Raw genomic sequence first — 23,197 nt, 5'->3', positions numbered from 1 at the left:
ACCGGCCGTATTGGGCACTTCGGCGATCTTGACCGGGATCTTGGTGGCCGCGGTGAAGGGTTCGGCGTAGGCCGTGCGGGTGGTGGCGGCGCCGCCACCGCCCCATGTCGCATGAACCAGTTCGTCGGCAGCGTTGGCCTGAGCGGCAAAGCCGAGCGCGAAAAATGCCGCCGCAATGCCGGTTGAAACTTTCACCATAATTTCTCTCCCCTGGAGTTATTCTCCGTGCGCGCCGATGATTGGCTTAAAAGAACTCACTGTAAAATTCAAACGAGGGCGCTTGTCATTCCGGCAGGTTATGTTTTTCTGCAGCGTGCTACCGGCCCTTTTTTGCGGATTGGAGAAGCGGCAAAGGGCGGGAGGAAGCCGACCAGCCTGATCCGCTATGCCGATCCCGCATGATATGCGCATTGCTCGATCCGCCCGCCGGGGCCGTGGGTAGACCGACATGTCCGCATTGCTGCTTCGTCGGTACTTGACGCATCTCTTCCCGCAGATGAGGGACTGACGCCCGCCACCACCACTTTTAGGCGCGGCCTGCCGGCTATGGATGCCGGTCAACGGGCATCGGGGTTCATAACCGGCAAGAATGAAGTTTCCGCCCTTATGAATTTTACTGCCGCCTGCAAAAGCGCAAGACTGCTGATTCGTGGGGAAGCAGCCGGCAGGGCCATTCATGAATTTTTCGTCGCTTGCAAACCGCCTTTCGGGGCAGGCCGGTGGCACCTGGAACGTTCACTACGAGGCTGTCCGGCGCCAGAATGCCGGCGAGGACGTCATCCTGCTCACGGTGGGAACCCCCGATCAGCCCGCACCCTCCGCTGTCATAGAAGCCACCGCAGAGGCCCTGCGCCAGGGCCAGACCAAGTATGCGCCGATCCTCGGCACGCACGAACTTCGCGCCGCGCTGGCCCGACGGATGGAACGGCAGACCGGCACGCCCTGCACCCCCGGCAACATTGCCGTCACCGCCGGGGCACAGGGCGGCCTGTTTTTCGCGATGCTCGCCATGGCGCAGGCGGGAGACGAGGTACTCGTCCCGGAACCGATGTATGCCACCTATCCCGGCGTCGTGGCCGCAAGCGGCGCCTCGCTGGTTCCGGTACCCCTGCCGCCCGATACGGGTTTCCAGCTCGATGTCGACATCATTGCCCGGGCCATCACGCCGCGCACGCGCGTCATCTGGATCAACTCTCCGAACAATCCGACCGGGGCCGTCTATGACCGCGAGGCTGTAGCCGCCCTGGGCGAGATCTGCCGGAGGCACGGGATCTGGCTGCTCTCGGACGAAGTCTATGCCGACCTGTCCTTTGGCCGCGCGCATGCCAGCGCCTGGTCGCTGGCCGGACTTCCCACCCGCGTTGTGGTGAGCAGTCTGTCCAAATCGCATTCCATGCCGGGTTTCCGTCTGGGCTGGATCGTCGGTCCGGAGGAACTGATCCAGCGCCTGCAGGGAGTTCTTCTGGCAGGCCAGTATGGAGGCCCACCCTTCGTTCAGGCGGGCGCACTGACAGCGGTGACATCGGAATTTCCCGAAATCGCCGCGATGCGCGACACCTACGCGCATCGCGCGGCGATCCTCCGGGATGCCTTAAAGAATACACCGGGATGTCGCCCGCTGGCGCCCCAGGGCGGCATGTTCCTGCTCCTGGATGTGCGGGGTACCGGCCTGTCGGCTGGCGACTTCGCCGCAAAGCTGCTCGCGCGTGGCGGTGTGGCACTGCTTCCCTGTGACGGTTTCGGCACCAGTGCTACCGGACATGTCCGCATATCGCTCGGCGCGCCGGAAGGCACGTTGCGGGAGGCCGCACGCCGGATCGTTTCCTTCTGTAACTCTCTCCCCATCAGCAAACTGGCAGCAAATTCATGAACGGCGCCGAGGCCCTGGTCCGCACGCTGGTAGCAAACGGCGTGACCACCTGTTTCGCCAATCCCGGTACTTCGGAAATGCACTTCCTGGCGGCGCTCGACCGCGTATCGGGGATGCGGTCGATTCTGGTGCTGCACGAGAATGTCGCGACCGGTGCAGCGGATGGTTATGCCCGGATGACCGGCCAGCCGGCCTCAACCCTGCTGCATCTCGGTCCCGGTCTCGTCAACGGATTGTCCAATCTGCACAACGCCGGCCGCGCGGGCATGCCGGTGGTGAATATCGTCGGCGATCATGCCACCTTTCACCGCCGGTTTGACGCACCGCTCACCTCCGACATCGAAGGCGCCGCCCGTCCCTTCTGCTCATGGGTCCGTACCTCGGCTTCGGCAGAACAGGTGGCAGCGGACGGTGCCGCGGCGGTTGCCGCGGCCAGAACCCGTCCGGGAGGCGTTACCTGCCTCATCCTTCCTGCCGACACGGCCTGGAACGACATTGGCGATGACTTCACGCCTCCCGTGATTCCCCGGCCGGACGGTTACGCCGCGCTGGACGGCTCGGCAGTGGACACGGCCGCCGAAATGCTGCGCGATCCGGCCGGGACGGTCATCCTGCTGGCCGGTGAAGCGGTGCAGGAGCCGACTTTGGGGCTGGCAGGCCGGCTGGCGGCCGAAACCGGCGCCCGGCTGATGGCCCAGACCACCAATCCGAGGATCGAGCGCGGCGCCGGCAGGGTCGAGCCCGAGCGCCTGCCCTTCCCGATCGATCAGGCGATCGCCGCGCTGGCCGGCACCCGGCAACTCCTGCTCGTCGGTGCCAAGGCGCCCGTCGCCTTCTTTGCCTATCCGGACCGGCCCAGTGTCCTGACGCCGCCGGATTGCCGCATCCACTGCCTCAGCCGCGCCGATCAGAATCCGGAGGAAGCCATCCGCGCCGTCCTCAATGCGCTGGGGCTGGAAGCATCTCCCCTGCCGCAGGAACAGGGCCCGGCCCCCGAGCCCGCCACCGGCGCATTGTCTCTCGAAGCCCTGGGCCGCTCCATCGGCGCGCTTCTGCCCGAGGGGGCGATCGTCGTGGACGAGGCCCTCACCAGCGGCCGGAGCTTCACGCCCGCCACCCGCTTCGCCGCACCCCATGACTGGCTTCAGAATATGGGCGGCTCCATCGGCTACGGGCCACCACTGGCAACCGGCTGTGCGGTCGCGCAGCCCGGCAGGCGCGTGATCTGCCTCGAGGGCGACGGATCCGCGATGTACACGCTGCAGGCTTTGTGGACGCAGGCGCGCGAGCAGCTGGACGTCACCACCGTGGTCTTCGCCAACCGCTCCTATGCGATCCTGCGGCACGAACTGGCCAAGGTGGGCGCCGGCAATCCCGGGCCGGCGCTGCTCGACATGCTGAGCCTGGAGAACCCGACCCTCGACTGGGTGAAGCTGGCCCAGGGCATGGGCGTGGAAGCTGTCCGCGTGGACGACATGGCCGGCTTCAACACGGCCTTCCGCAGCGCGAACCGGCATGCCGGACCCATGCTGATCGAGGTCGTCCTGTGATGCCGCAGCACTGCGATGTCATCATCATCGGCGGCGGGATTGCCGGTGCGTCTCTCGCGTATTTCCTGGCCGGCGAGCGGCAGGTCGTGCTGCTCGAGCGCGAAAGCCATGTCGGCTACCACACCACGGGCCGCTCGGCCGCCGTCTACACGCCCGACCATGGCGCACCCCTCGTGCGTCAGCTCAGCCATGCCAGCTATGCGATGCTCAGCGATCCGCCCGCCGGCTTCACCGGGCAACCCCTGTTGAGCCGGCGCGGCCAGTTGCTGATCGCGAACCAGGAAGGTGAAGAACGGCTCCGGACCTATGCGCGGAATGTCGCCGAGCAGGGCGGGCGTCTGACCGGAATTCCCCTGTCCGATGCACGGAAACTGCTGCCCATTCTCCGCGAGGAGGCGCTGGCAGCGGCATTCCATGATCCGGATATCTGCGACATCGACGTCGACGCCCTGTATCAGGGATTTCTGCGCAGTGCCCGGTCCTGGGGGCTGAAGCTCGTCACCGATGCCGATGTCGTGGGCATCGATCCTGTCGGCAGCTCATGGCGCATCAGGACAAGCCAGGGCGAGTGGATCGCGCCGGTCGTAGTCAATGCCGCGGGGGCCTGGGCCGATGCCGTTGCAGCGATGGCTGGCCTGCCGCCACTCGGCGTTGTTCCCAAACGCCGCACCATGGTGCTGGTCGATCCGCCGCCGGGCCATGACATCCATTCCTGGCCCCTGACGGTCGATTTCGCGACCGGCTTCTACATGAAGCCGGATGCGGGGCGGCTGCTCGCCTCCCCCATCGATGCGACGCCATCGGACCCCTGCGATGCGCAGCCCGAGGAGCTCGACATCGCGATCTGCATCGATCGCCTGCAGCAGATGCTGGACCTGCCCGTTCGGCGCGTCTTCAAGGCTTGGGCGGGCCTGCGGTCATTCCTGCCGGACGAGGAGCCTGTTGCGGGATTCGATTCCCGCGCCCCGGGCTTCTTCTGGCTGGCCGGGCAGGGCGGATTCGGAATCCAGACTGCGCCCGCGCTCGGCGCCGCCGCGGCCGCCATTCTGCTCGGCCGGGACCTGCCCGACTATCTCCTGGCGCACGGCATATCCGCCGAACGGCTCGGACCGGACCGGCTCCGTTCCATCAGACACGAGGCACCGGCAGCATGAGACTTTTCATCGGCGGCATCGCCACCGAGAGCAACACCTTCGCGCCATTGCCCACCGGATGGAAGGGCTTCGAGGAAGGTGGCATCTTCCGCGGCGACGCAACGCGACACGAGCCGCGACACTTCACCGCTCCGCTGCATGAATGGCGCCGGCTGGGCGAAGCGGACGGCCATGAGGTCCTTGAAGGCCTCATGGCGGCCGCGCAGCCGGCCGGCACGACGGTGCGCGCGGTATATGAAAGCCTGCGCGACGCGCTGGTGACGGATCTCCGCAATGCGATGCCCGTCGACGTCATCCTGCTCAACCTGCATGGCGCGATGGTGGCGCATGGCTATGACGATTGCGAAGGCGACCTCCTCGCGGCCCTGCGCGCAGTGGCCGGACCAGAAGTCATTATCGGCGCCGAACTCGACCTTCATTGCCACCTCACTTCTGCCATGCTGCAGCATGCGGATCTGCTGGTTGCCTACAAGGAGTATCCGCATGTCGACACGGTCGATCGGGCGCGGGAACTCTACAGGCTCGCGCTGGCGGCCGCGCGCGGCGAGATAAAGCCGGTCACCTCGGTCCATGACTGCCGGATGATCGGAGGCTGGCACACCACCCGGGAACCGATGGCCGGCTTCGTCCGGAAAATGCAGGCGCTGGAAGGCCGGGACGGCGTGCTCTCGGTCAGCTTCGGCCACGGATTCGCCTATGGCGATGTTGCCGATGTGGGCGCCAGAATTTGGGTCATAACCGACAATGATCCCGAAAGCGGGCGCGCGCTTGCCGCCCGGCTGGGCAAGGAACTCTTCGACATGCGGGACAGGACTCGCACCAGCCATCTCGGCGTCGATGACGCGCTCGACCGCGCGCTGTCCCTCGGGCAGGGCCCCGTCGTGCTGGCCGATACACTGGACAATCCCGGTGCCGGTGCGGCCGGGGACAGCACCTTCATTCTCCGCAGGATGCTGGAGCGCGGAATCCGGTCAGCCGTCTCTGGCCTCTACTGGGATCCGATCGCGGCGCAGATCTGCTCCGATGCCGGCGTCGGCGCCAGCCTGCGGCTGCGCCTCGGCGGCAAGCTCGGCCCGGCTTCGGGGATGCCGCTCGATGTCGTCGCGACAGTGAAAGCCGTTCGCGAGGAGCATTTCCAGACATCGATGGCCGGACAGCGAACCGCTCTCGGCACCAGCGTCCATATCGAGGTGGATGGCATCGACGTGGTGCTCATCACCCAGCGGAGCCAGACATTCCATCCCGATGCCTTCACCGGGCTGGGCATCGATCTCCTGTCCAAACAGATCGTCGTCGTGAAATCGATGCAGCATTTCCATCGCGGCTTCTCACCCATCGCGCGGGACATCCTCTATGTCCATACGGAAGGAGGTCTCGTGCATGACGGCGAGACATCCCCTTACACCAAGCGGGACGGCAACTACTGGCCGCGCGTGGCGGATCCATTCCCTTCTGCCGGAGGAGCAACCCCATGAACCCAGCCGCACATTTCTCGCAGACCTATCGGGAGGCCAGAAACCGGTTTCTCGAGGCCGCGACGCGACGCGGCGTTGCCGTCGAGACCCACATCCATCCGTATCGGGGTGCCGAAGGCGAGGAACTCGCCTCCGATGTCGCCCTGATCGGGGATCCCGGATGGAGCCGTGCGCTCATCGCCAGTTCCGGCACCCACGGCGTCGAGGGTTTCTGCGGCAGCGGGTGCCAGCTTGCCCTTTTGCAGGATGATGTCCTGCTGGGACAGCTGGAACGCAGGAAAGTCGCGGTCATTCTGATCCACGCGGTGAACCCCTTCGGGTTCTCCCATCTTCACCGGACCAATGAAGACAATGTGGATCTTAACCGGAACTTCCGCGACTTCTCGCAGCCTGCCCCCGTCAATGCTGTTTACGAACGGCTGCATCCGCTGCTGGTTCCCGCGGCATGGCCGCCCGATCCGAAGAACGAGGCTGCGCTGGCAGCCGCGCAGGCGGCGCTCGACGCGAACGAGCGGCGCTCCCTGACCGGCGGCCAGAGCGCGCATCCCGACGGCCTGTTCTATGCCGGACAGGAACCGGCGTGGAGCAACAAGACGGTGCGGCAGGTTCTGCGCCGTCACGCGGCCGGACGCCGGGCCGTCGCCTGGATCGATCTGCATACGGGCCTTGGCCCGTATGGGCATGGCGAGAAAATCTTTGCTGCTCTTGACCCGCAGATCACCGCCCGCGCCAAACGCTGGTGGGGAGAAGACCTCATCCTGTCCTCCGATCCGGATTCCGTTTCGCCCCGCACTCTGGGCTACATCACCCGCTCGGCCTACGAGGAATGCCCGGACGCCGCCGTCACCACCATGACGCTGGAATACGGAACGGTTCCGCAGACGCAGGTGCATGATGCCCTGCGGGCGGATGCCTGGCTGCGCAGCCATCCATCGGCACCGCCGTCACTCCGCGCCGACATCAAACGCGCGATCCGCGACGCCTTCTATTGCGACACGGACGCCTGGAAGGGAATGATCCTGGGCCAGTTCCGGGCCACGATGATCCAGACCATGAACGGCATCGCCGGTGATTTCGGGTCGTAATCTCGGGTGCGTTTGAGACTGCCGGGAATCGAGACCTCACCTGAAATTCTCATGACGCCAATACTGCCAATCCGCGTCAAACGGAGCGAATGGACCGAATCTCGCAAATCATCTGACCGGCATTTCCGTGTCAGCTTGTCTTTTGCAGATTGAATTACGCAAGCAGATTGGAATAGCGAGCGCCGCGACGTCAATCTTCCGGCGCAGCTACATCACGCCTTCCGGAAATCTCCCGGCTCTGCCGCCCAAGTTGCGCCAGATAGCCATCGTGGATGAGGGCGCCCTTCGCCTCAGTGCCATCATTGTAGCATACGATGACCCGTTCAGGCAGGCGTTCGGTTGGGTCGGAGGCCTTGAGGTAATCCCGGATTGCCGACCCGGTGCTCCGCGAATCCACATTCCGCGCGCCACGCTTGGCGAATGCATCGTCGATGTGGACAGTGCGGAAATCGATACTGTAGCGGCACAGGCCGCTGGTATTCGGCATCGTCTGATGGAGCTGCGCGCCGGAGAAGGCGATGATGCCACCTGGTTCCGGCAGATATGTCGTCGCAGGCCCCTGCACGTCACCGGGCACAATCATCTGCCGTGAGCCGATCTGCTTCGCCTGTTCGCCGCGCGCCACGTTCCATTCGTAGTAATTGTAAATCTCGCTGTTGTTCTCCACTGCCGTGTCGAACAGGTGTGGGTAAAACCCCATGGCATTCTCGGGTGTGATTTCGTGCAAAGGAATCCACCAGTTAACCTGGCAGAACGGGGCCGAGAACCACGTATCCCGATGCGGCGGGAATGCATAGGCGATACCGGTCGTCAGGAAATTGGACGGGTAAGCCGAGCGCAGCCGTGGCACATCGAAATAGGTTTCGTCGAGATTGCAGCCCAGTTCGGCGAGAAGCTGCGGAAGCAGTTCCTTGCAGCGCGGATGGTGAATGAAATACGGCTTCAGCTTCAGCAGGACTGCCGCGACCTCTTCTTTGGTCTTGTGATTGTGAACAGCGCGCGGATTGAGGCCGGAAAAGGCCTCGCGCAAAAGCTCCCAGGCAAATCCAATCAGCGCAAGCGAAGCCGGCGTTGCTGAATAGATGAAGATGTCGCCCGAATAGATTGCGGCGCGCCGCTCCTCATCACTCGCCTTTGCATCGAAGTAAACACCTATCTTGGCCATGGTATTTCCCTCAGCGTGCTGCGGAAAAGCAGGCCAAGCGCGATGACGGTCGTCAAGCGGCACTGCGCGCGCAGGATAAGCGCCTCGCCATTGTCACAGATGTGCCATTCGCAGCCCAGCCTCTGTCACTATGATCATGATCGTGGCGCCCGGTGGCCGCGTGGCAGCAGCACGATGCGGATGCCGCCTGTAACAGAGCGTTTCTTTCAGCTCGGCTCCGCTGCCGCTCTTGTTTTCGACTGCGCTCAAAACCTTCGGGACTATGCGAAGACCTTCTTCAGCAGATCGGTTGTCCTGGCGGCGGGATTGGTCCTGATGGCTGCCTCTTCGGTCCCGAGATAATGGAACAGTCCATCCAGCGCCTTCTGGACGGTATAGTCCGTCAGGTTCAGCGACTGGACTTCCTGGCCGGCCAGCGGGATGCCGCTGGCCCTTCCCTGCACCGCCTTGAACGACTGGACGGCCCCCACATCCGCAAGCGACCTGTCCACGACCGGCTTGAAGGCCGTGGTCAGATCGCCCGACGTCTGCTTCCGGAAATACTGGGTGGCCGCGTCGTTCGGACCGGACAGGATGGCCTTGGCGTCGGAGATGCTCATCTTCGATATGGCATTCCGGAAGATGTCGAGCGCCTTCGGCGCCGCCTGTTCGGCCGCCCGGTTCATCTTGAGTTGCAGGTCGCTCAGCATCCCGCCGGCGCCGACAGTCTTCAGGGCGCCTTCGAGCTTCTGGAGAGGGCCCGGAAGGGGAATGCGGATGGCCGGGTCTCCGTTGAAGCCGTCCACTTTTCCCGTGCGATCGACCACCCTTCTGGACGCGACGCTCAGGGCTTCCTTCAGGCCGGAGCCGATCTCCCCCTGGGAAAGGCCGCTGCCCGCGGATTTCGAGGAGCCGGAACTGCCTCCCGGTGCCTGTTTCAGGAGATTGCGGCCCTGCTCCAGCAATCCCTGGGCGCGGGCGGCACCCGGAACCAGCAGAGATGCTGTCAGGAGAACGGAACGGCGAGAAAATGTCCGCATGGTGGGTACTCCCTTCCGCGTGCGCCGCGCTCCGCCTGCACAGCAGGATCATGCCTCTGCCTGACGGAGCGATGCCGGACTCTGAAGATGGTCTGGCCGGGCCGAATGGCAACGGATCGGACTAAGCCTTGAACGACGCCGCGCGCGTCTTCACCGAGCGTCACGCGGTGGCCCGCGGCCGCATTCCGCTGCGACCGGGAATCTGCCAGCCGTCGACCAGCCGCTCCGCGGTCATCGATGCCTGCTGCCGTATCTCGGCGATCGCGGTGGTCTCAAGCAGCGTGCCCCTGAGAGCAGGCCCAAGGCCGTAAAGGCCGGGAACGATCCGGTCGCCGGATGCCAGAATCTCGCCTTCCGGAGTGGCATGGATGCCGATGCCGCAGGGCGAGGTTTGCACCATGCCATGCTGCTGCATCTGCTCCAGCAATCCGCCGGCCCAGTCATTGTCGGATTGCCGCGGCCCGGTGCAGTCGATGACCGCCGATGCCTGCATCTCGACAATGCCGCCCTGGCCCCGGATGACGGCGCGTGCCCGTATGCCATCACCGGTCAACGCGACGTCATTCAGCCGACCCTTCAGAACCCGGAGGATGCCGGCCGCGCGAAGGCCGGTGACGATCTGCGCCGTTTCCGGCGGCATACGGAAGCGATGGGCATCCCAGTATGGCCTGAGATGCCGCATGAACTGCCGCCGCGCTTCCGTCGGCAGGCTACACCAGAGCGCATTCGAATACGAGCGCAGATCCTCGAAGACGCCCTGCCATCTGTCCTGTCCGTGCAGTGCCACCGCATGGCGCAGCTGACGCAGCAGCGTGCTGAGAGGAAGAACGGACAGATCGGCCGACAGACCCGAGGGACGCGTTGGCTGCTCGCGCCGTTCCTCCGGAACGATGCCGTGGCGGGACAGAACAAGGATCTGCCCGCAATGGCCGAGCTGCCTCAGGGAAACCACCGTATCGGCCATGGTAAGGGCAGAACCGACGATCAGCACCGGCTGGTCGGGCGGAAGCGCACGAAGCCTGACAGGATCCCATGGATCATCGATCCAGCGACCTGCGGCGCGAAGCGCTGCCGCGCCGGGAACCTGCAACCGGTTCGGCGAGGGCGCGCCGATGGCCAGAACGACACTGTCGCAGAAGGATACCAGCCCGTCCCGGCTGGTGATCAGGAAGCCCGAAGCCGCCTCTTCGATCGACACGACCGGAGAGCGCTCATGCGTCACCGTCGCGTGAGGATTGCCGCGGCGCGCCTCGGCAAGCTCGAACCGGATGTAATGACCAAACAGGCGACGGGGCAGATAGGAATGAGAGTCTGCGTGCCTTGTGTCCGGCCAGCCCAGCGCCGGGCCATGGATCTTTGCCCATTGCCACCAGTGATCCGGATCCTCCTCGCGCAGGCTGGCCCGGGTTGCGATCACATTCAGCTGATGCCACGGTGCCGCCGCACCATAGGGCAGACCTGGGCCGATTTCCGGCTCGGGTTCATGGATGATGATTTCGCCGGCATACTGCGATCGCAGAAGAGAGATGAGCATGGCTGCGCCGCTCAATCCTCCACCCACGATCGCGATTCTTCGGTGACGGCCGGTATGCATAACGTCCATCATGCCCGCCAGAACCGCCTGATAGAAGACCTAAATTTTTGCCTGGCGCGCGGAACCTTTTCGGCCGCTGCCGCGACGGCAGGACGGCGATGGCCATGATTCCGTCGGGAAAACCGCGGTGCGGCAGCAAATGCCCGCCATTGTCGGTGCCGATGCGAGCGCCGCAGCCGGCCGGTCTAGATTGCCAGATACTGCTGCCGCAGATCCGCGTCTTCGAGCACCTGCCGTGCCGTTCCCTGGAAAACCACCTCGCCCATGTCGAGAATAATCGCGCGGTCGGCGAGCTGCAGCGCGGCGATGGCATTCTGCTCGACGATGATGGTCGTGATGCCGAGCATCTTCACCCCTTCCAGGATGCGCTCGATCTCCTTCACGATCACCGGCGCCAGCCCTTCATAAGGCTCGTCCAGCAGCAGCAGCTTCAGGTCTCGGGCAAGCGCCCTGGCCACGGCCAGCATCTGCTGCTCGCCGCCCGACATCGTGGTCGCCTCCTGCCGGCGACGCTCGGCCAGGCGGGGGAAATGCTCGTAGATGCGCTCGAGCGGCCAGCCCTTCGGACCGGCGATCTGCGCCAGGATGAGATTCTCCTCCACCGTGAGGCCGGCGATGATCCGGCGATCCTCCGGCACGAGCGATACGCCCGCCTGCGCCGCCTGGAACGACGCCATCCTGTGCAGCGCATGGCCGTCCAGCCAGATCTCGCCCTGCCGCACGACCGGCTCGGCGGTCCGCGCGATGGAGCGCAGCGTCGACGTCTTGCCGGCGCCGTTACGGCCCAGCAGCGCCACGATCTCACCCTCCCGCACATCGAAGCTGACGCCCTGCACGATGTAGCTCTCGCCGTAATAGGAATGCACGTTGCGTACCGACAGGAAGGATGCCGCGGCGGCGGCCGGCGCGGAGGGGCGTTCGATTGTCGTGGCCGTTGTCGTCACAGATGCGCTCCCCCGAGATAGGCTTCCTGCACCACCGGGTTGCCCCGGACCTCGTCCGGGCTGCCCTCAGCGATGATCGCGCCCTGGGCCAGGACGCTGATGCGGTCGGCAAGGCTGAACACCACATGCATGTCATGCTCGATGACGATCTTGGTCATCCCGCGTCCCTTGATCCGCTGCAGCAGCTCGATGGTGCGGTTGGTATCATGCCGGGACATGCCGGCGGTCGGCTCGTCCAGCAGCAGCAGCTTCGGCTTCTGGATCAGGCACATCGCCAGCTCGAGACGACGCTTGTCGCCGCGCGACAGGCTGCCGGCAAGGTGATTGCGGAGATCGTGGAGGCCGAGGTCCTGCAGGACATCCTCGGCCTCATCCCGCAACTCCGCCTCGCTGCGCAGGTCGATTGCGGCATTGAAGCGGAAGGCGCCGTCGCGGCGCGCGAAGGCGGGCACCATCACATTCTGCAGCAGGGTGAGATCGGGAAAGATCTCCGGAGTCTGGAAGACCCGGGCCACGCCGGCCTGGTTGATCTGGTGCGGCTTCTTGCCCGTCAGAACCTGGCCATCGAAGATGACCGAGCCGCTGTCGGGGATGATCCGCCCGACGCAGACATTCAGCAGCGTCGACTTGCCGGCGCCGTTGGGACCGATGATGGCATGCGTCTTGCCGCTTTCGATCTGCAGATTGATGTCACTCAGCGCCCGCAGGCCGCCGAAGGATTTCTGCACATCGCTGACATTCAGGACAACATTGCTCATGGGGACACCTAATCGGCAGCGTAGGAGCGTTCGGGGGCCGGGGTCGGTGCGGGCGCCGGAGCCGGAACCGGAGCCGGTGCTGCCGCCGCAGATCGGCGCAGAACCAGACCCCGCAGCCGGCGGATCCCCTCCATCAGGCCGCCCGGCATGAAGATGACGATCAGCATGAACATCACGCCGAGCGTGAGGTGCCAGCCCTCGCCGACGAACTCGCCCAGTACGGCCACCGCCGCCTTCTCGAGCGGATCGGGAAGGAAGGCGAAGATCTCATGCAGAGAGGCGTCGTTGTATGCCGAGAAGATATTCTCGAAATACTTGATCAGGGCGGCGCCGAGGATCGGCCCGACGAGAGTGCCGGTGCCGCCGAGAATGGTCATCAGCACGACCTCGCCCGATGCGGTCCACTGCATGCGTTCGGCGCCCGCCAGCGGATCGGTCACCGCCATCAGGCTGCCGGCCAGACCGGCATACATGCCGGAAATGATGAAGGCGGTGAGCGTGTAGGGCCGGGTGTTGAAGCCGGTATAGTTCATCCGGACTTGGTTGGACTTGATCGCCCGCAGCATCATCCCGAAGGGCGACCGGTAGATGCGCATGGACACGGCGAAGGCAATGATCAGCACTGCCGCGCAGAAATAGAATCCGGCATAGCCGGTCATCTCGATGCCGAACAGCTCTGGCCAGGGCAGCCCGGATCCGGATTCGGCGGCGGGATCGAGGATGCGGGGATCCTGCTGGGAAAGCTGCAGGCCGGTCTCGCCGTTGGTGATCGGCGTCAGCACCGAATAGGCGAGGTTATAACACATCTGGGCGAAGGCCAGCGTGAGGATCGAGAAATAGATCCCCGAGCGCCGGAGGCTGACATAGCCGATCAGCGCGGCAAAGACCCCGCCCACCAGGGTGCCGATCAGGACCGCCGGCACCACGTTCATGGTGAACAGCTTGAACGACCACACGGCCGCATAGGAGCCGACGCCCAGGAAGGCCGCGTGACCGAAGGAGAGATAGCCGGTCAGGCCGAACAGGATGTTGAACCCGACGGCGAAGATTCCGTAGATGGCGAATTTCTGCAGCAGGTCCGGATAGGCGCCGCCGAAGGGCTGCATCCACAGCGGCATGGCCAGCACCGCCGCGGCAAAGCCCAGCAGCAGAACGAGATCGTTGCGGGGGGATGGGCTTTCCATGTCAGGTCTCCATGACGCCGCGACGCCCGAACAGGCCGCGCGGCCGCAGCAGCAGGATCGCGACGGCAACCGCATAGATGATGATCTGGTCGATGCCCGGCAGCAGCGCCTTGATCTGGTTCATCGAGGCGAAGGATTGCAGGATGCCGAGCAGGAAGCCGGCGGCCACCGCGCCGCCCAGCGATCCCATGCCGCCGACGACAACCACGACGAAGGAGAGCACCAGGAAGTCCATGCCCATGTGGTAGTCGGGCGGCAGCACCGGCGTGTACATCACGCCGGCAAGTCCGGCGACCACGGCGGCGATGCCGAAGACGACGGTGAAGCGCCGCTCGATGTTGATGCCGAGCAGGCCGACCGTTTCCCGGTCCTGCATGCCGGCCCGCACCACCATGCCGTAGGTCGTGAACTGCAGGAACGAAAAGACCAGACCGATGACGATCAGCGAGAAAGCCAGATAGACCAGGCGCCACCACGGGTAGACGATCGCTCCGGGGTCGAAGCCGATCCATGCGCCGAGATCGGCGCTGCCGGTGAAGATGGCGGGCGGCGGCAGTGGAATCGGATTGGCGCCGAAGAAGGACTTGACGATCTCCTGCAGCACGATGGCCAAGCCGAAGGTGACCAGAATCTGCTCCGCATGGGGCCGCTTGTAGAAATACCGGATCAGGCCGCGCTCCATTGCCAGCCCGAGCAGCAGCATGACCGGAATGGCGAGCAGGATGGCCAGCGGGACGGCGAAGTCGATGATCGCGAGACCCAGATCCCCGAACCAGATTTCGAGATAGGGCTGTTCCTTGTAGGCGTCGAAGAAGGTGACGTTCGGATCCTTGATCTTGACCGAAAGCGTCAGAAGCTTCTGGAACGTGACGGCGCAGAAGGCGCCGAGCATGAAGATGGCGCCGTGGGCGAAATTCACCACGCCCAGCGTGCCGAAAACCAGCGTCAGGCCGAGGGCGATCAGCGCATAGGCGCCGCCCTTGTCGAGGCCGTTCAGAATCTGCAGAAGAATCTCGTCCATGTCCGCAACGGGTTCCAGTGATCGGACGGCAGAACGGCCGGCCGCCGGGGCAGTGGCGGCCGGCCGGAACGACGGCAGGATCAGACCTTGTAGGGCCCGAGATCGCCGCCGAAGATCTTGGCGTCGTATTCGACCGCGTTGCGCGGAACCTGCTTGACCAGTTTCAGGATGTCGAACTGGCTGGAGGGATTCTTGTTGCCCTCCATCACATAGACATCCTTGAAGCACTGATGGTCGTCGGCGCGATACTCGGTCGGACCGTTGCCGGTGCCGTCGAACTTGAAACCTTCCAGCGCCTTGATGACTTCCGGCGGATAGAAGGTGCCGGCCCTCTCGCAGGCATCGGCGTAGAGCAGCGCCTGGACGTAGCAGGTATGGGCGGCCTGCGACGGCGGGAAGCCGTATTCGTTGCCGAAGGACTTGACGAAGTTCTTGGTCGCCTCGTCCTGCAGGGTCCAGTGCCAGTTGGTGGTGCCGAGGATGCCCTGGATGTTCTTGCCGGCACCCTGGGCCATCAGGCGCGAGTAGAGCGGAACGACGATCTCGAAATTCTTTCCGTTGACCTGCTTGTCGCGCAGGCCGAACTGCACGGCCTGGGTCAGGGAGTTGACCATGTCCTTGCCGTAATGGTTCAGGATCAGGACGTCGGCGCCGGAATTGAGCACCGGCGTGATGTACTGCGAGAAGTCACCGATGCCGAGCGGCGTGCGAACCGCCTTCACGGTCTGCCAGCCGATCTTCTCGGTGGCGTTGATGAGCGACTCCTCCTGGGTCCAGCCCCAGGTGTAGTCGGCGGTCAGGTGGTAAGCGCGGCGCTCCTTGCCCATGCGCTCCTCCAGCACCGGGCCGAGCGCCTGGCCCGACATGTAGGCGTTGAAGAAGTGCCGGAAGCCATAGCGGCGCTTGTCCTTGCCCGTGGTGTCGTTGGAATGGGTCAGACCGCACATGAAGACGATGCCCATCTCCTGTGCCAGCGACTGCATCGCCACGGCAACGCCCGAGGACGAGCCGCCGGAGAACATGATGATGCCGTCCTTCTCGATCATGCGCCTGGCCGTGGCGCGCGCGGCATCCGATTTGGTCTGCGTGTCGCCGGTGACGTATTCGACCTTCTTGCCCAGAACGCCGTTGCCCTTCAGCGCCAGCGGCTTCATCGTCTTCAGCATGCCGCCGTCGCCCTCGCCGTTGAGGTGCTTCACGGCGAGCTGGAAGGCGCGCAGCTCGTCGGCCCCTTCATCGGCATAGGCGCCGGTCTGCGGCACGGTCCAGCCGAACTTCACGGATTTCGATTTGGCCGGATTGTTGCGGAAATCCTCCGCCCAGGCATCGCGCATGAAGAAGGACGGCGCGGCCAGCGAGGAGCCGGCGATGATGCTGCCGGTCCGCAGAACCGAGCGGCGGGAATACGGCTTGTCGAATACGCCCATGGTGAATTCCTCCCGTTTGTTTGACCGCATGCGCGGCATACAGGCTGATGCCCTTGCCTCATCCTTATGGGCCCTCCCGGTAGCAGCAATAAAAGCTTGTGCCGGCTGATAACTTTTGTGAAAATCCGCATTCAACAGGGAATTTTGCTGTAAATAACTTTAACAGCGGTGCCGATGTGACCCGTTTCCCCACCGGCGGACAGATCCGCCAGCAGCGCCGCAAAAAGCGCCTGACCCAGAGCGCGCTGGCGGCAGCCGTCGGCATTTCGACCGCCTATCTGAATCTGATCGAGAACGAGAAACGGCCGATCGGCGGCGCCCTGCTGAAGCGGATCGCGGCCGCGCTGGGGGTCGAGCCGAGTCATCTGAGCGGAAGCGAAAATCTCAGGCTGACCCAGGATCTGCTGGAACTGGCGCGCATCTATCCGGACATGCCGGCCGAAGAGGATCAGGCGCTGCAGCTGATCGCCGCGGCGCCGGACTGGGCCCGCGCTTTCCTGCAGCTGCATCGCCGCTACCGCGACGCCACGGAAACGGCCAGCGCGCTGTCGGACCGCCTCAGCCAGGATTCCGCGCTGATCGGGCTGAGCCATGCAATTCTCAGCCGCAGCACCGCGATCCGCTCCTTCGCCGAAATCCTCGAGCAGTATCCGGATCTCAAGGCACCCCGGCGGCGCCGCTATGCCGGGATCGTCGCCACCGAGGCCGAACAGCTCGCCACCGGTGTGCGGGCGATGGTCGACCTGCTGAGTTCGGGACCGGGCAGCGCGATGCCGGCATCACCGGAAGACGAGATCGACGATTTCATCAACTACCACCGAAGCCATTTCCCCGCGCTGGAGGAAGCCGCCGATGCGCTGCGGCGCCGGCTCGGCGGGGAACGGCCATCGGCGGCCGTCATCGCGGAGCGGCTCAGGACGGCTCATAATTTGATCATCCGGGACGAAGCGGCCGGTGAAGCCGCCGATCCCGAGGACAGTGCGATCATCCGCATAGACGGGACCTTGCCGGAACCGAGCCGCCGTTTCGCGCTGGCGCGCGCCCTGGTCGGCCTCGAGTTCGGCGATCTTCTGGCGGAGATGGCCGCAGACCGGCGGTTCATCAGCAGCGATGCCGCCGAGGCGCTGTGCCGCCGCGCACTGGCGGGCTACGCCGCGGGCGCACTGCTGTTTCCCTATGACGGGTTTCTCGCCGCGGCGGAACGCTGGCGCTACGATCTCGACCGTCTCGCCCAGCAGTTCGGCGGCAGCATCGAGCAGATCGCCCATCGGCTGGTGACCTTGCGCCGCCCGGAGGCCGAGGGCGTTCCGTTCGCCTTTCTGCGCAGCGATCCTGCCGGCAACCTGTCGAAGCGGTTCAGCACCCTGGGGCTGCACATGCCGCGGTTCGGTGGCGCCTGCCCGCTCTGGCCGCTTTATGCCGCATTCCGGACGCCGGATCGTGTGGTCACCCAGATGGCCCTGATGCCCGAAGGCGAACGGTATCTGCTGATTGCCCGTTGCGTTGCGAAACGCGTGGTGGGCTACGGACAGCCGGAAACGCTGTTCAGCATCATGATCGGCTGCGATGCGATCCACAGCAGCCGGATCGTATACGGCGACGCCTATGCGCGCGATCCCCGCAGCGGAACACCGGCCGGTTTCGCATGCCGCTCGTGCAGCCGCGTTGATTGCCCGCAACGCGCGCATCCCGCCATTCTCGCCTCGACCGCTTCGACCAAAGATACTCGCCTCTCTCCACAGGCCATGCCATGATGCACCGGCAGCAGCGGTCCACGCAGAATCCGACCGCCTGTGGGGAGGGTACCGATGCTCAGGCGGATTCTGATCGCCGAAGATGAGCCTTATATCGTTGAGTCACTGACCTTTTTGCTGTCCCGCGAAGGCCACCAGGTGACCGCCGTGGGCGATGGTGCCGCGGTTCTGCCGGCGATCACGCGCTCCCGGCCCGACCTGCTGATCCTCGACATCATGCTGCCGACGGCGAACGGCTTCGAAATCCTCGCCGAGATCCGGCACAACATGGCGCTGAAGACGCTGCCCGTCATGGTCCTGACGGCCAAGGGGCAGGATGCCGACCGCCGGCGCATGACCGATCTCGGCGTCGACGATTTCGTCACCAAGCCGTTTTCCAACCATGATCTCGTCACCCGTGTCGCCCGGCTGCTGGAGGCGCCACGACGGATGACATCAGGCGGAAGATAGGATCCATGTCGCCGGGCAGACGATACCGCGATCTCGCATGGATACTGCCTTTGGCGGGGCTGCTTCTGTTCATGCCGCCCTATCTGAGAATCCTCAGCCGCGACGATCAGCTGTTCGGTATTCCCGTCCTGCACATCTACATTTTCGTTCTCTGGCTTGTCGGCATCATCCTTTCCGCCATGGTCTCGCGCCGGCTGGTGCGGGAACTCGCGCCGGGCCATGACGACGCTCCGCCCGGGTTGGACAGACACGAATCAGGGCCGCCCTGAGCAATGCTCAGCTCCGGCCTCATCGTCACGGTTGCCGGGCTCTACCTGGGCGGATTGTTCCTGCTGGCCTGGTATACCGAGCGCCGTGTCGACCGCGGCGCGGGCCGCTTCGTCGGCTCGTCGCTGAGCTATACCCTCTCGCTTGCCGTCTACTGCACGTCATGGACGTTTTTCGGCGCCGTCGGTTCGGCGGCGCGCAACGGGCTGGAATTCCTGACCATCTATATCGGTCCGACGCTGATGCTGATGGCCTGGTGGTTTCTGCTGCGCAAGCTGGTCCGCATCAGCAAGGCCCAGCGCATCACCTCGATCGCCGACTTTCTCTCCGCGCGTTACGGCAAGAGTGCCTGGATCTCGGCGCTGGTGACCGTCATCGCCGTGGTTGGCGTAATGCCCTACATCGCGCTGCAGCTGAAGGCGATCACCGCCTCGTTCAACGCGCTCAGCGACAACCCGGACTTCCCGCCCGGTCCGGCCGGCGAGCACGGTGCATTCGGCGATACCGGCCTTTGGGTGGCGGTCTGCATGGCCGCCTTCGTCATCCTGTTCGGCACCCGCAATCTCGGCGCCGACGAACGGCATCCCGGCGTGGTGGCCGCGATTGCCTTCGAGTCGATCGTCAAACTGTTCAGCCTAGGCGTCATCGCGCTGTTCGCCATCTATGGCCTGAATGACGGCGTCCGCGACATGTTCTACCGCGCGGCCGAGTACCCCGAGCTGCAGCGCCTCTACATGTTTTCGCCAGGCTTCGAGCCCCGCTGGGTGGCAACCATCTTCCTCGCCGCCGCCGCGATGATCTGCCTGCCGCGACAGTTCCAGGTTGCCGTCGTGGAGAATTCGGACGAGCGGCATCTCGCCACCGCCTCATGGCTGTTTCCGCTCTATCTCATGCTGTTCAGCCTTTTCGTCATTCCGGTGGCGATAACCGGCGTCACCCATCTGCCGCAGGGCGCCAACCCCGATCTCTACGTCCTGACGCTTCCGCTGCGCTTCGATCATCCCTACCTGGCGCTGCTCGCCTTCATCGGCGGGTTGTCGGCGGGAACCTCGATGGTGATCATGGCCAGCATCGCGCTCTCGATCATGATCTCCAATCATCTGGTGACGCCGCTGCTGCTGCGCCTGCCCCGCTTCAGCCAGCCGGGCAGCGGCGACTTCTCCGGCACGCTGCTGGCGGTGCGCCGCATGAGCATCGCCGCGATCCTGATCCTGGGCTATGTCTACTACCGCGCCATTACGTCGACGAACCCGCTCGCCTCCATCGGCCTGGTATCGTTCACCGGTGTGGCACAGTTCCTGCCGGCGCTGATCGGCGGTATCTTCTGGCGCAACGGCACCAAGGCCGGCGCGACAGCGGGCCTGCTGGCCGGCTTCGCGGTATGGATCTACACCCTGCTGCTGCCGAACTTCGCCAATGCCGGCTGGCCGGTCGCCAGCATCGTGACCGAAGGGCCCTGGGGCATAGAGATGCTCAAGCCGGACGCCATGTTCGGCCTCGCCGGCTGGGACCGCCTGGTGCATGGGCTATTCTGGAGCCTGACCTTCAACATCCTGTTCTACATCACCGTCTCGCTGTTCACGGAGCAATCCGCGATCGAGCGGCTGCAAAGCGCGGTCTTCGTGGATATCTTCCAGCACAACACGGCGAATGTGGACGACGCCCTGCAGCGCTCGGCGCATACCGAAGACCTGTTCCGCCTGACCCAGAGCATTCTCGGCGCCGAGCGCGCCTACCGGCTGTTCCGCGATTATGCCCGGCGTCAGGGTCGCCGCGACCATCTGCCGGTTCCCGATCCGGCGCTGATCGCCTATGTCGAACGCCAGTTGGCCAGCAGCGTCGGCGCGGCATCGGCGCGAACGCTGGTATCGAGAATCGTCAAGGGCGAGCGGATCACCGTCGAGGCGGTGATCACCATTCTCGACGAGGCTCAGGAGGCAATCCGCTACAGCCGCGAGCTGGAGCGCAAATCGCACGAACTGGAGGAAACCGCGGAGAAACTGCGCCGCGCCAACGAGCAGTTGCGCCGTCTCGACCTGCTGAAGGACGATTTCCTCAGCCGGGTCAGCCATGAATTGCGGACGCCGATGACCTCGATCCGCTCCTTCGCCGAGATCCTGGTCGGCGAGCAGCAGATCGGCAGCATGCAGACCCGCCGCTTTCTGGAAATCATCCAGCAGGAAAGCGAGCGACTGACCCGCCTGCTGGACGAAATCCTCGATCTCAGCCGGATGGAAAACGGGCAGGTCGCCTGGTCGCTCTTGCATGTCGATGCCCGCGACGTGGCCCGCCAGGCCATCGCGGCGATGGCCGGCCTGGCGCGGGAGCGCGGACACAGGCTGATCGACAATCTCGGGAACCGGCCGCTGCCGGTCTTCGTCGCGCCGGACCGCCTGCAGCAGGTCTTCATCAACCTGTTGTCCAATGCGATCAAGTACAATGACGGTCCGGAGCCGGTCACCTGGATCGAGGCGGTCGAAACGGATGCGGCCTTCGTGGAGATCCATGTGCGCGATAACGGCCCGGGCATTTCGCGGGAGGACCAGGAAATCCTGTTCTCAAAATTCGCCCGCGGCTGGAGCGAGCAGGCCCGCTGGCAGGAGGGCAGCGGGCTCGGCCTGGCGATATCGCGCCAGATCATGGTGCAGCTCGATGGCACACTCAGCCTGTTCCATTCGAGCCCGCGCGGCTCGACCTTTTCGGTCCGCCTGCCGCGGTCCGGCGGCTAGCCGCGCCGGCCTCAGCGCAGATACGCCTCGCTGGCATAGCGCCGCATCATGGTATGTGAGCTGAAGCGCGTTCCGATCTTGCTGATCGACTGCTTCATCATCCAGAGCCAGCGGGCACGGTCACCATACCACAGCGGCAGGATCACGCGCTCCAGCTTGTCGTAGAGTTCGTTCCTGTGCTCGGCATCACCGCCGCCATCCTGGCCGATGGCCCATCCGGTCACGCCCTCCATCCAGGCTTCGCCCCACCAGCCGTCCAGCACGCTGAAATTCAGCACGCCGTTCAGCGCCGCCTTCATGCCGCTGGTGCCCGATGCCTCGAGCGGCGGCATCGGCGTGTTCAGCCAGAGATCGGATCCCGATACCATGGCATGACCAAGCCGCCAGCCGTAATTGGGAAGAAACACCATCGGCACGGCGCCGGCGAGCTCGCGGATGCAGCGATGGATTTCATGCACGGCATTGCGCCCGCCGCTGTCATGGGGGTGCGCCTTGCCGGCCATGACGATCTGGAAGGGTGTGCGGGCAGCAATCTGCCGCAGACGCGCCGGGTCGGACAGCAGCAGCAGCGGACGCTTGTATGCCGTCATGCGTCGCGCGAAGGACAGGATCGGCAGCGCCGGATCGAGTCGGACGCCCGAAATCATCTCCACCTGGCGGATCAGTTCCGCCTTGGCTTCCTTATGGGCCTCCCAGAGCTCCTCGTTGCCGGCCTGATCCAGAAAGGACAGCCGCAGCGGATCGAGCTCCCAGCCCGGGGCAAGACGGTCGAACAGTGGCTGCAACGCGGGATGCGCCCAGGTCGGCCCATGCACGCCATTGGTGATCGCCTGGATATTGTGGTCGGGAAACATCTTCCGTGCCGTCTCGGCATGGCGCAGGGCGACGCCGTTGACGAAGCCGCTGAGATTGAGCGCCAGTCTGGTCATGTTGAGCCGGTCGTCGCCGGCCAGCAGCTTGAGCTGCGCGATTTCCATGAAACCGCCGAGATGGCGCTCGACCTCTTCATAGCTGAACTTGTCATGCCCTACCTCGACGGGCGTATGGGTTGTGAAGGCGCATTGCTGCCGCACGGCCTCGGCTTCGTAGAGCAGGCCGCTTCCGGCGCCGCGCATCTTGCGCACCGGATTGCGCCGCAGCAGGGAGACGGCTAGCAGGGCCGCATGGCCCTCGTTCAGGTGGTAGATCCGGATCCGGAATCCGAGCGCATGCAGAATCTGCTCGCCGCCGATGCCGAGCACGATCTCCTGCTTCAGCCGGTAGGCGGAATCGCCGCCGTAGAGCCTGTCGGTGATCGTGCGGTCCTCCGGACTGTTCTGCGGCAGCCTGGTGTCGAGAAGGATGACCGGAACGGAATGCCCGGTCTTCGAGGTAAGGGCGTGCAGCCAGGGCCGGATCCAGACCGGCCGCCCTTCGATCCGGACCGCAATGACCGCATCCAGCGGTTCTGCCCAGTCGGCGATGGCCCAGGGGTCCGGCTGGGCGTGCTGCCATCCTTCGGCGTCGATCTCCTGACGGAGATAGCCCTCATGGGAGGCCAGCGTGACGAAGGCAATCGGCAGGCCGAGATCGGCCGAGGACCGGGCCGTGTCGCCGGCGAGGATGCCGAGGCCGCCGGAATAGGTCCGCATTTCGGGCCTGATCGCGATTTCCATGGAGAAATACGCGATCCGGGTTCGCAGGGCGAAGTCGTCCAGACGCGGCATCCGCGACGGCCCTCCTCGGTCTTTCCGGTTTCCTGATCCGGCGGA

Annotated in this window: 18 protein-coding genes and 1 pseudogene; 9 read left to right on the top strand and 10 right to left on the bottom strand. The window is 64.7% G+C overall.

Features of this window, described 5'->3' with window-relative positions; translation table 11 throughout:
* Positions 1 to 198: pseudogene (locus VKZ87_RS09230) on the bottom strand (hypothetical protein); the annotation flags it as partial.
* A 478-nt stretch (positions 199 to 676) separates the two neighbouring features.
* Between VKZ87_RS09230 and VKZ87_RS09225 the strand changes: the two are divergent.
* The 5 genes from VKZ87_RS09225 to VKZ87_RS09205 are packed head-to-tail and all read left to right on the top strand — an operon-like array spanning position 677 to position 7,134.
* Positions 677 to 1,870, top strand: a complete 1,194-nt coding sequence (locus tag VKZ87_RS09225) for a pyridoxal phosphate-dependent aminotransferase (protein WP_324220958.1) — start codon at positions 677 to 679, stop codon at positions 1,868 to 1,870.
* The gene (locus VKZ87_RS09220; protein WP_324220957.1) at positions 1,867 to 3,420 is read left to right on the top strand and encodes an acetolactate synthase large subunit; all 1,554 of its coding nucleotides are present in this window, start codon (positions 1,867 to 1,869) and stop codon (positions 3,418 to 3,420) included. The genes VKZ87_RS09225 and VKZ87_RS09220 overlap by 4 nt, the downstream gene beginning before the upstream one ends.
* Entirely contained in the window at positions 3,420 to 4,574 is a 1,155-nt protein-coding gene (locus tag VKZ87_RS09215) for an FAD-binding oxidoreductase (protein WP_324220956.1), read from the top strand. The genes VKZ87_RS09220 and VKZ87_RS09215 overlap by 1 nt, the downstream gene beginning before the upstream one ends.
* Positions 4,571 to 6,049 (top strand): M81 family metallopeptidase, encoded by a 1,479-nt coding sequence (locus VKZ87_RS09210; protein WP_324220955.1) that lies wholly within the window; start codon positions 4,571 to 4,573, stop codon positions 6,047 to 6,049. Before VKZ87_RS09215 ends, VKZ87_RS09210 begins: the two co-directional genes overlap by 4 nt.
* Complete coding sequence (locus VKZ87_RS09205; RefSeq protein ID WP_324220954.1) at positions 6,046 to 7,134, top strand: M14 family metallopeptidase; 1,089 nt, start codon at positions 6,046 to 6,048, stop codon at positions 7,132 to 7,134. Before VKZ87_RS09210 ends, VKZ87_RS09205 begins: the two co-directional genes overlap by 4 nt.
* A 190-nt stretch (positions 7,135 to 7,324) precedes the next feature.
* Here the strand turns inward: VKZ87_RS09205 and VKZ87_RS09200 are convergent, their stop codons facing one another.
* The 8 genes from VKZ87_RS09200 to VKZ87_RS09165 all read right to left on the bottom strand — a co-directional run bounded on the left by VKZ87_RS09200 (position 7,325) and on the right by VKZ87_RS09165 (position 16,246).
* Complete coding sequence (locus tag VKZ87_RS09200) at positions 7,325 to 8,299, bottom strand: hypothetical protein (protein ID WP_324220953.1); 975 nt, start codon at positions 8,297 to 8,299, stop codon at positions 7,325 to 7,327.
* 260 nt (positions 8,300 to 8,559) lie between these two features.
* On the bottom strand, positions 8,560 to 9,318 hold the full coding sequence (locus VKZ87_RS09195; RefSeq protein ID WP_324220952.1) for a DUF4197 domain-containing protein: 759 nt from the start codon (positions 9,316 to 9,318) through the stop codon (positions 8,560 to 8,562).
* 160 nt (positions 9,319 to 9,478) lie between these two features.
* Positions 9,479 to 10,912 (bottom strand): FAD/NAD(P)-binding protein, encoded by a 1,434-nt coding sequence (locus VKZ87_RS09190; RefSeq protein ID WP_324220961.1) that lies wholly within the window; start codon positions 10,910 to 10,912, stop codon positions 9,479 to 9,481.
* A gap of 185 nt (positions 10,913 to 11,097) precedes the next feature.
* Positions 11,098 to 11,856 carry an ABC transporter ATP-binding protein gene (locus tag VKZ87_RS09185; RefSeq protein ID WP_414655640.1) on the bottom strand — a complete coding sequence of 253 codons (759 nt, stop codon included), beginning with the start codon at positions 11,854 to 11,856 and terminating at the stop codon, positions 11,098 to 11,100.
* Positions 11,853 to 12,614, bottom strand: coding sequence for an ABC transporter ATP-binding protein (locus VKZ87_RS09180; RefSeq protein WP_324220951.1), 762 nt, complete (start codon positions 12,612 to 12,614; stop codon positions 11,853 to 11,855). The genes VKZ87_RS09185 and VKZ87_RS09180 overlap by 4 nt, the downstream gene beginning before the upstream one ends.
* An 8-nt stretch (positions 12,615 to 12,622) precedes the next feature.
* Positions 12,623 to 13,798: a branched-chain amino acid ABC transporter permease gene (locus VKZ87_RS09175; protein WP_324220950.1), complete on the bottom strand. Its 1,176-nt coding sequence runs from the start codon at positions 13,796 to 13,798 to the stop codon at positions 12,623 to 12,625.
* Between the two features lies 1 nt (position 13,799).
* Positions 13,800 to 14,819 (bottom strand): branched-chain amino acid ABC transporter permease, encoded by a 1,020-nt coding sequence (locus tag VKZ87_RS09170; RefSeq protein ID WP_324220949.1) that lies wholly within the window; start codon positions 14,817 to 14,819, stop codon positions 13,800 to 13,802.
* Positions 14,820 to 14,899: 80 nt separating this feature from the next.
* Positions 14,900 to 16,246 carry a substrate-binding protein gene (locus tag VKZ87_RS09165; protein ID WP_324220948.1) on the bottom strand — a complete coding sequence of 449 codons (1,347 nt, stop codon included), beginning with the start codon at positions 16,244 to 16,246 and terminating at the stop codon, positions 14,900 to 14,902.
* Between the two features lie 176 nt (positions 16,247 to 16,422).
* Here VKZ87_RS09165 and VKZ87_RS09160 point away from each other — a divergent pair, with 176 nt between their 5' ends.
* From VKZ87_RS09160 to VKZ87_RS09145, 4 genes are read left to right on the top strand one after another with little or no spacing between them, the layout of a single operon-like run.
* Positions 16,423 to 18,000 carry a helix-turn-helix domain-containing protein gene (locus VKZ87_RS09160; protein WP_324220947.1) on the top strand — a complete coding sequence of 526 codons (1,578 nt, stop codon included), beginning with the start codon at positions 16,423 to 16,425 and terminating at the stop codon, positions 17,998 to 18,000.
* A gap of 54 nt (positions 18,001 to 18,054) precedes the next feature.
* Entirely contained in the window at positions 18,055 to 18,450 is a 396-nt protein-coding gene (locus VKZ87_RS09155; RefSeq protein WP_324220946.1) for a response regulator, read from the top strand.
* Between the two features lie 50 nt (positions 18,451 to 18,500).
* Entirely contained in the window at positions 18,501 to 18,719 is a 219-nt protein-coding gene (locus tag VKZ87_RS09150) for a hypothetical protein (RefSeq protein WP_324220945.1), read from the top strand.
* A 3-nt stretch (positions 18,720 to 18,722) separates the two neighbouring features.
* A complete protein-coding gene (locus VKZ87_RS09145) occupies positions 18,723 to 21,446 on the top strand; it encodes a sensor histidine kinase (RefSeq protein ID WP_324220944.1) in 2,724 nt (907 codons plus the stop codon).
* A gap of 11 nt (positions 21,447 to 21,457) precedes the next feature.
* Here the strand turns inward: VKZ87_RS09145 and glgP are convergent, their stop codons facing one another.
* Positions 21,458 to 23,152, bottom strand: a complete 1,695-nt coding sequence (glgP, locus tag VKZ87_RS09140; protein WP_324220943.1) for an alpha-glucan family phosphorylase — start codon at positions 23,150 to 23,152, stop codon at positions 21,458 to 21,460.
* Positions 23,153 to 23,197: the final 45 nt, after the last annotated feature.

Source organism: Ferrovibrio sp. (assembly GCF_035304305.1).
Taxonomy (GTDB): domain Bacteria; phylum Pseudomonadota; class Alphaproteobacteria; order Ferrovibrionales; family Ferrovibrionaceae; genus Ferrovibrio.
Note: the sequence above shows the minus strand (reverse complement) of the source record. Positions and strands in the feature narration are given on the sequence as shown.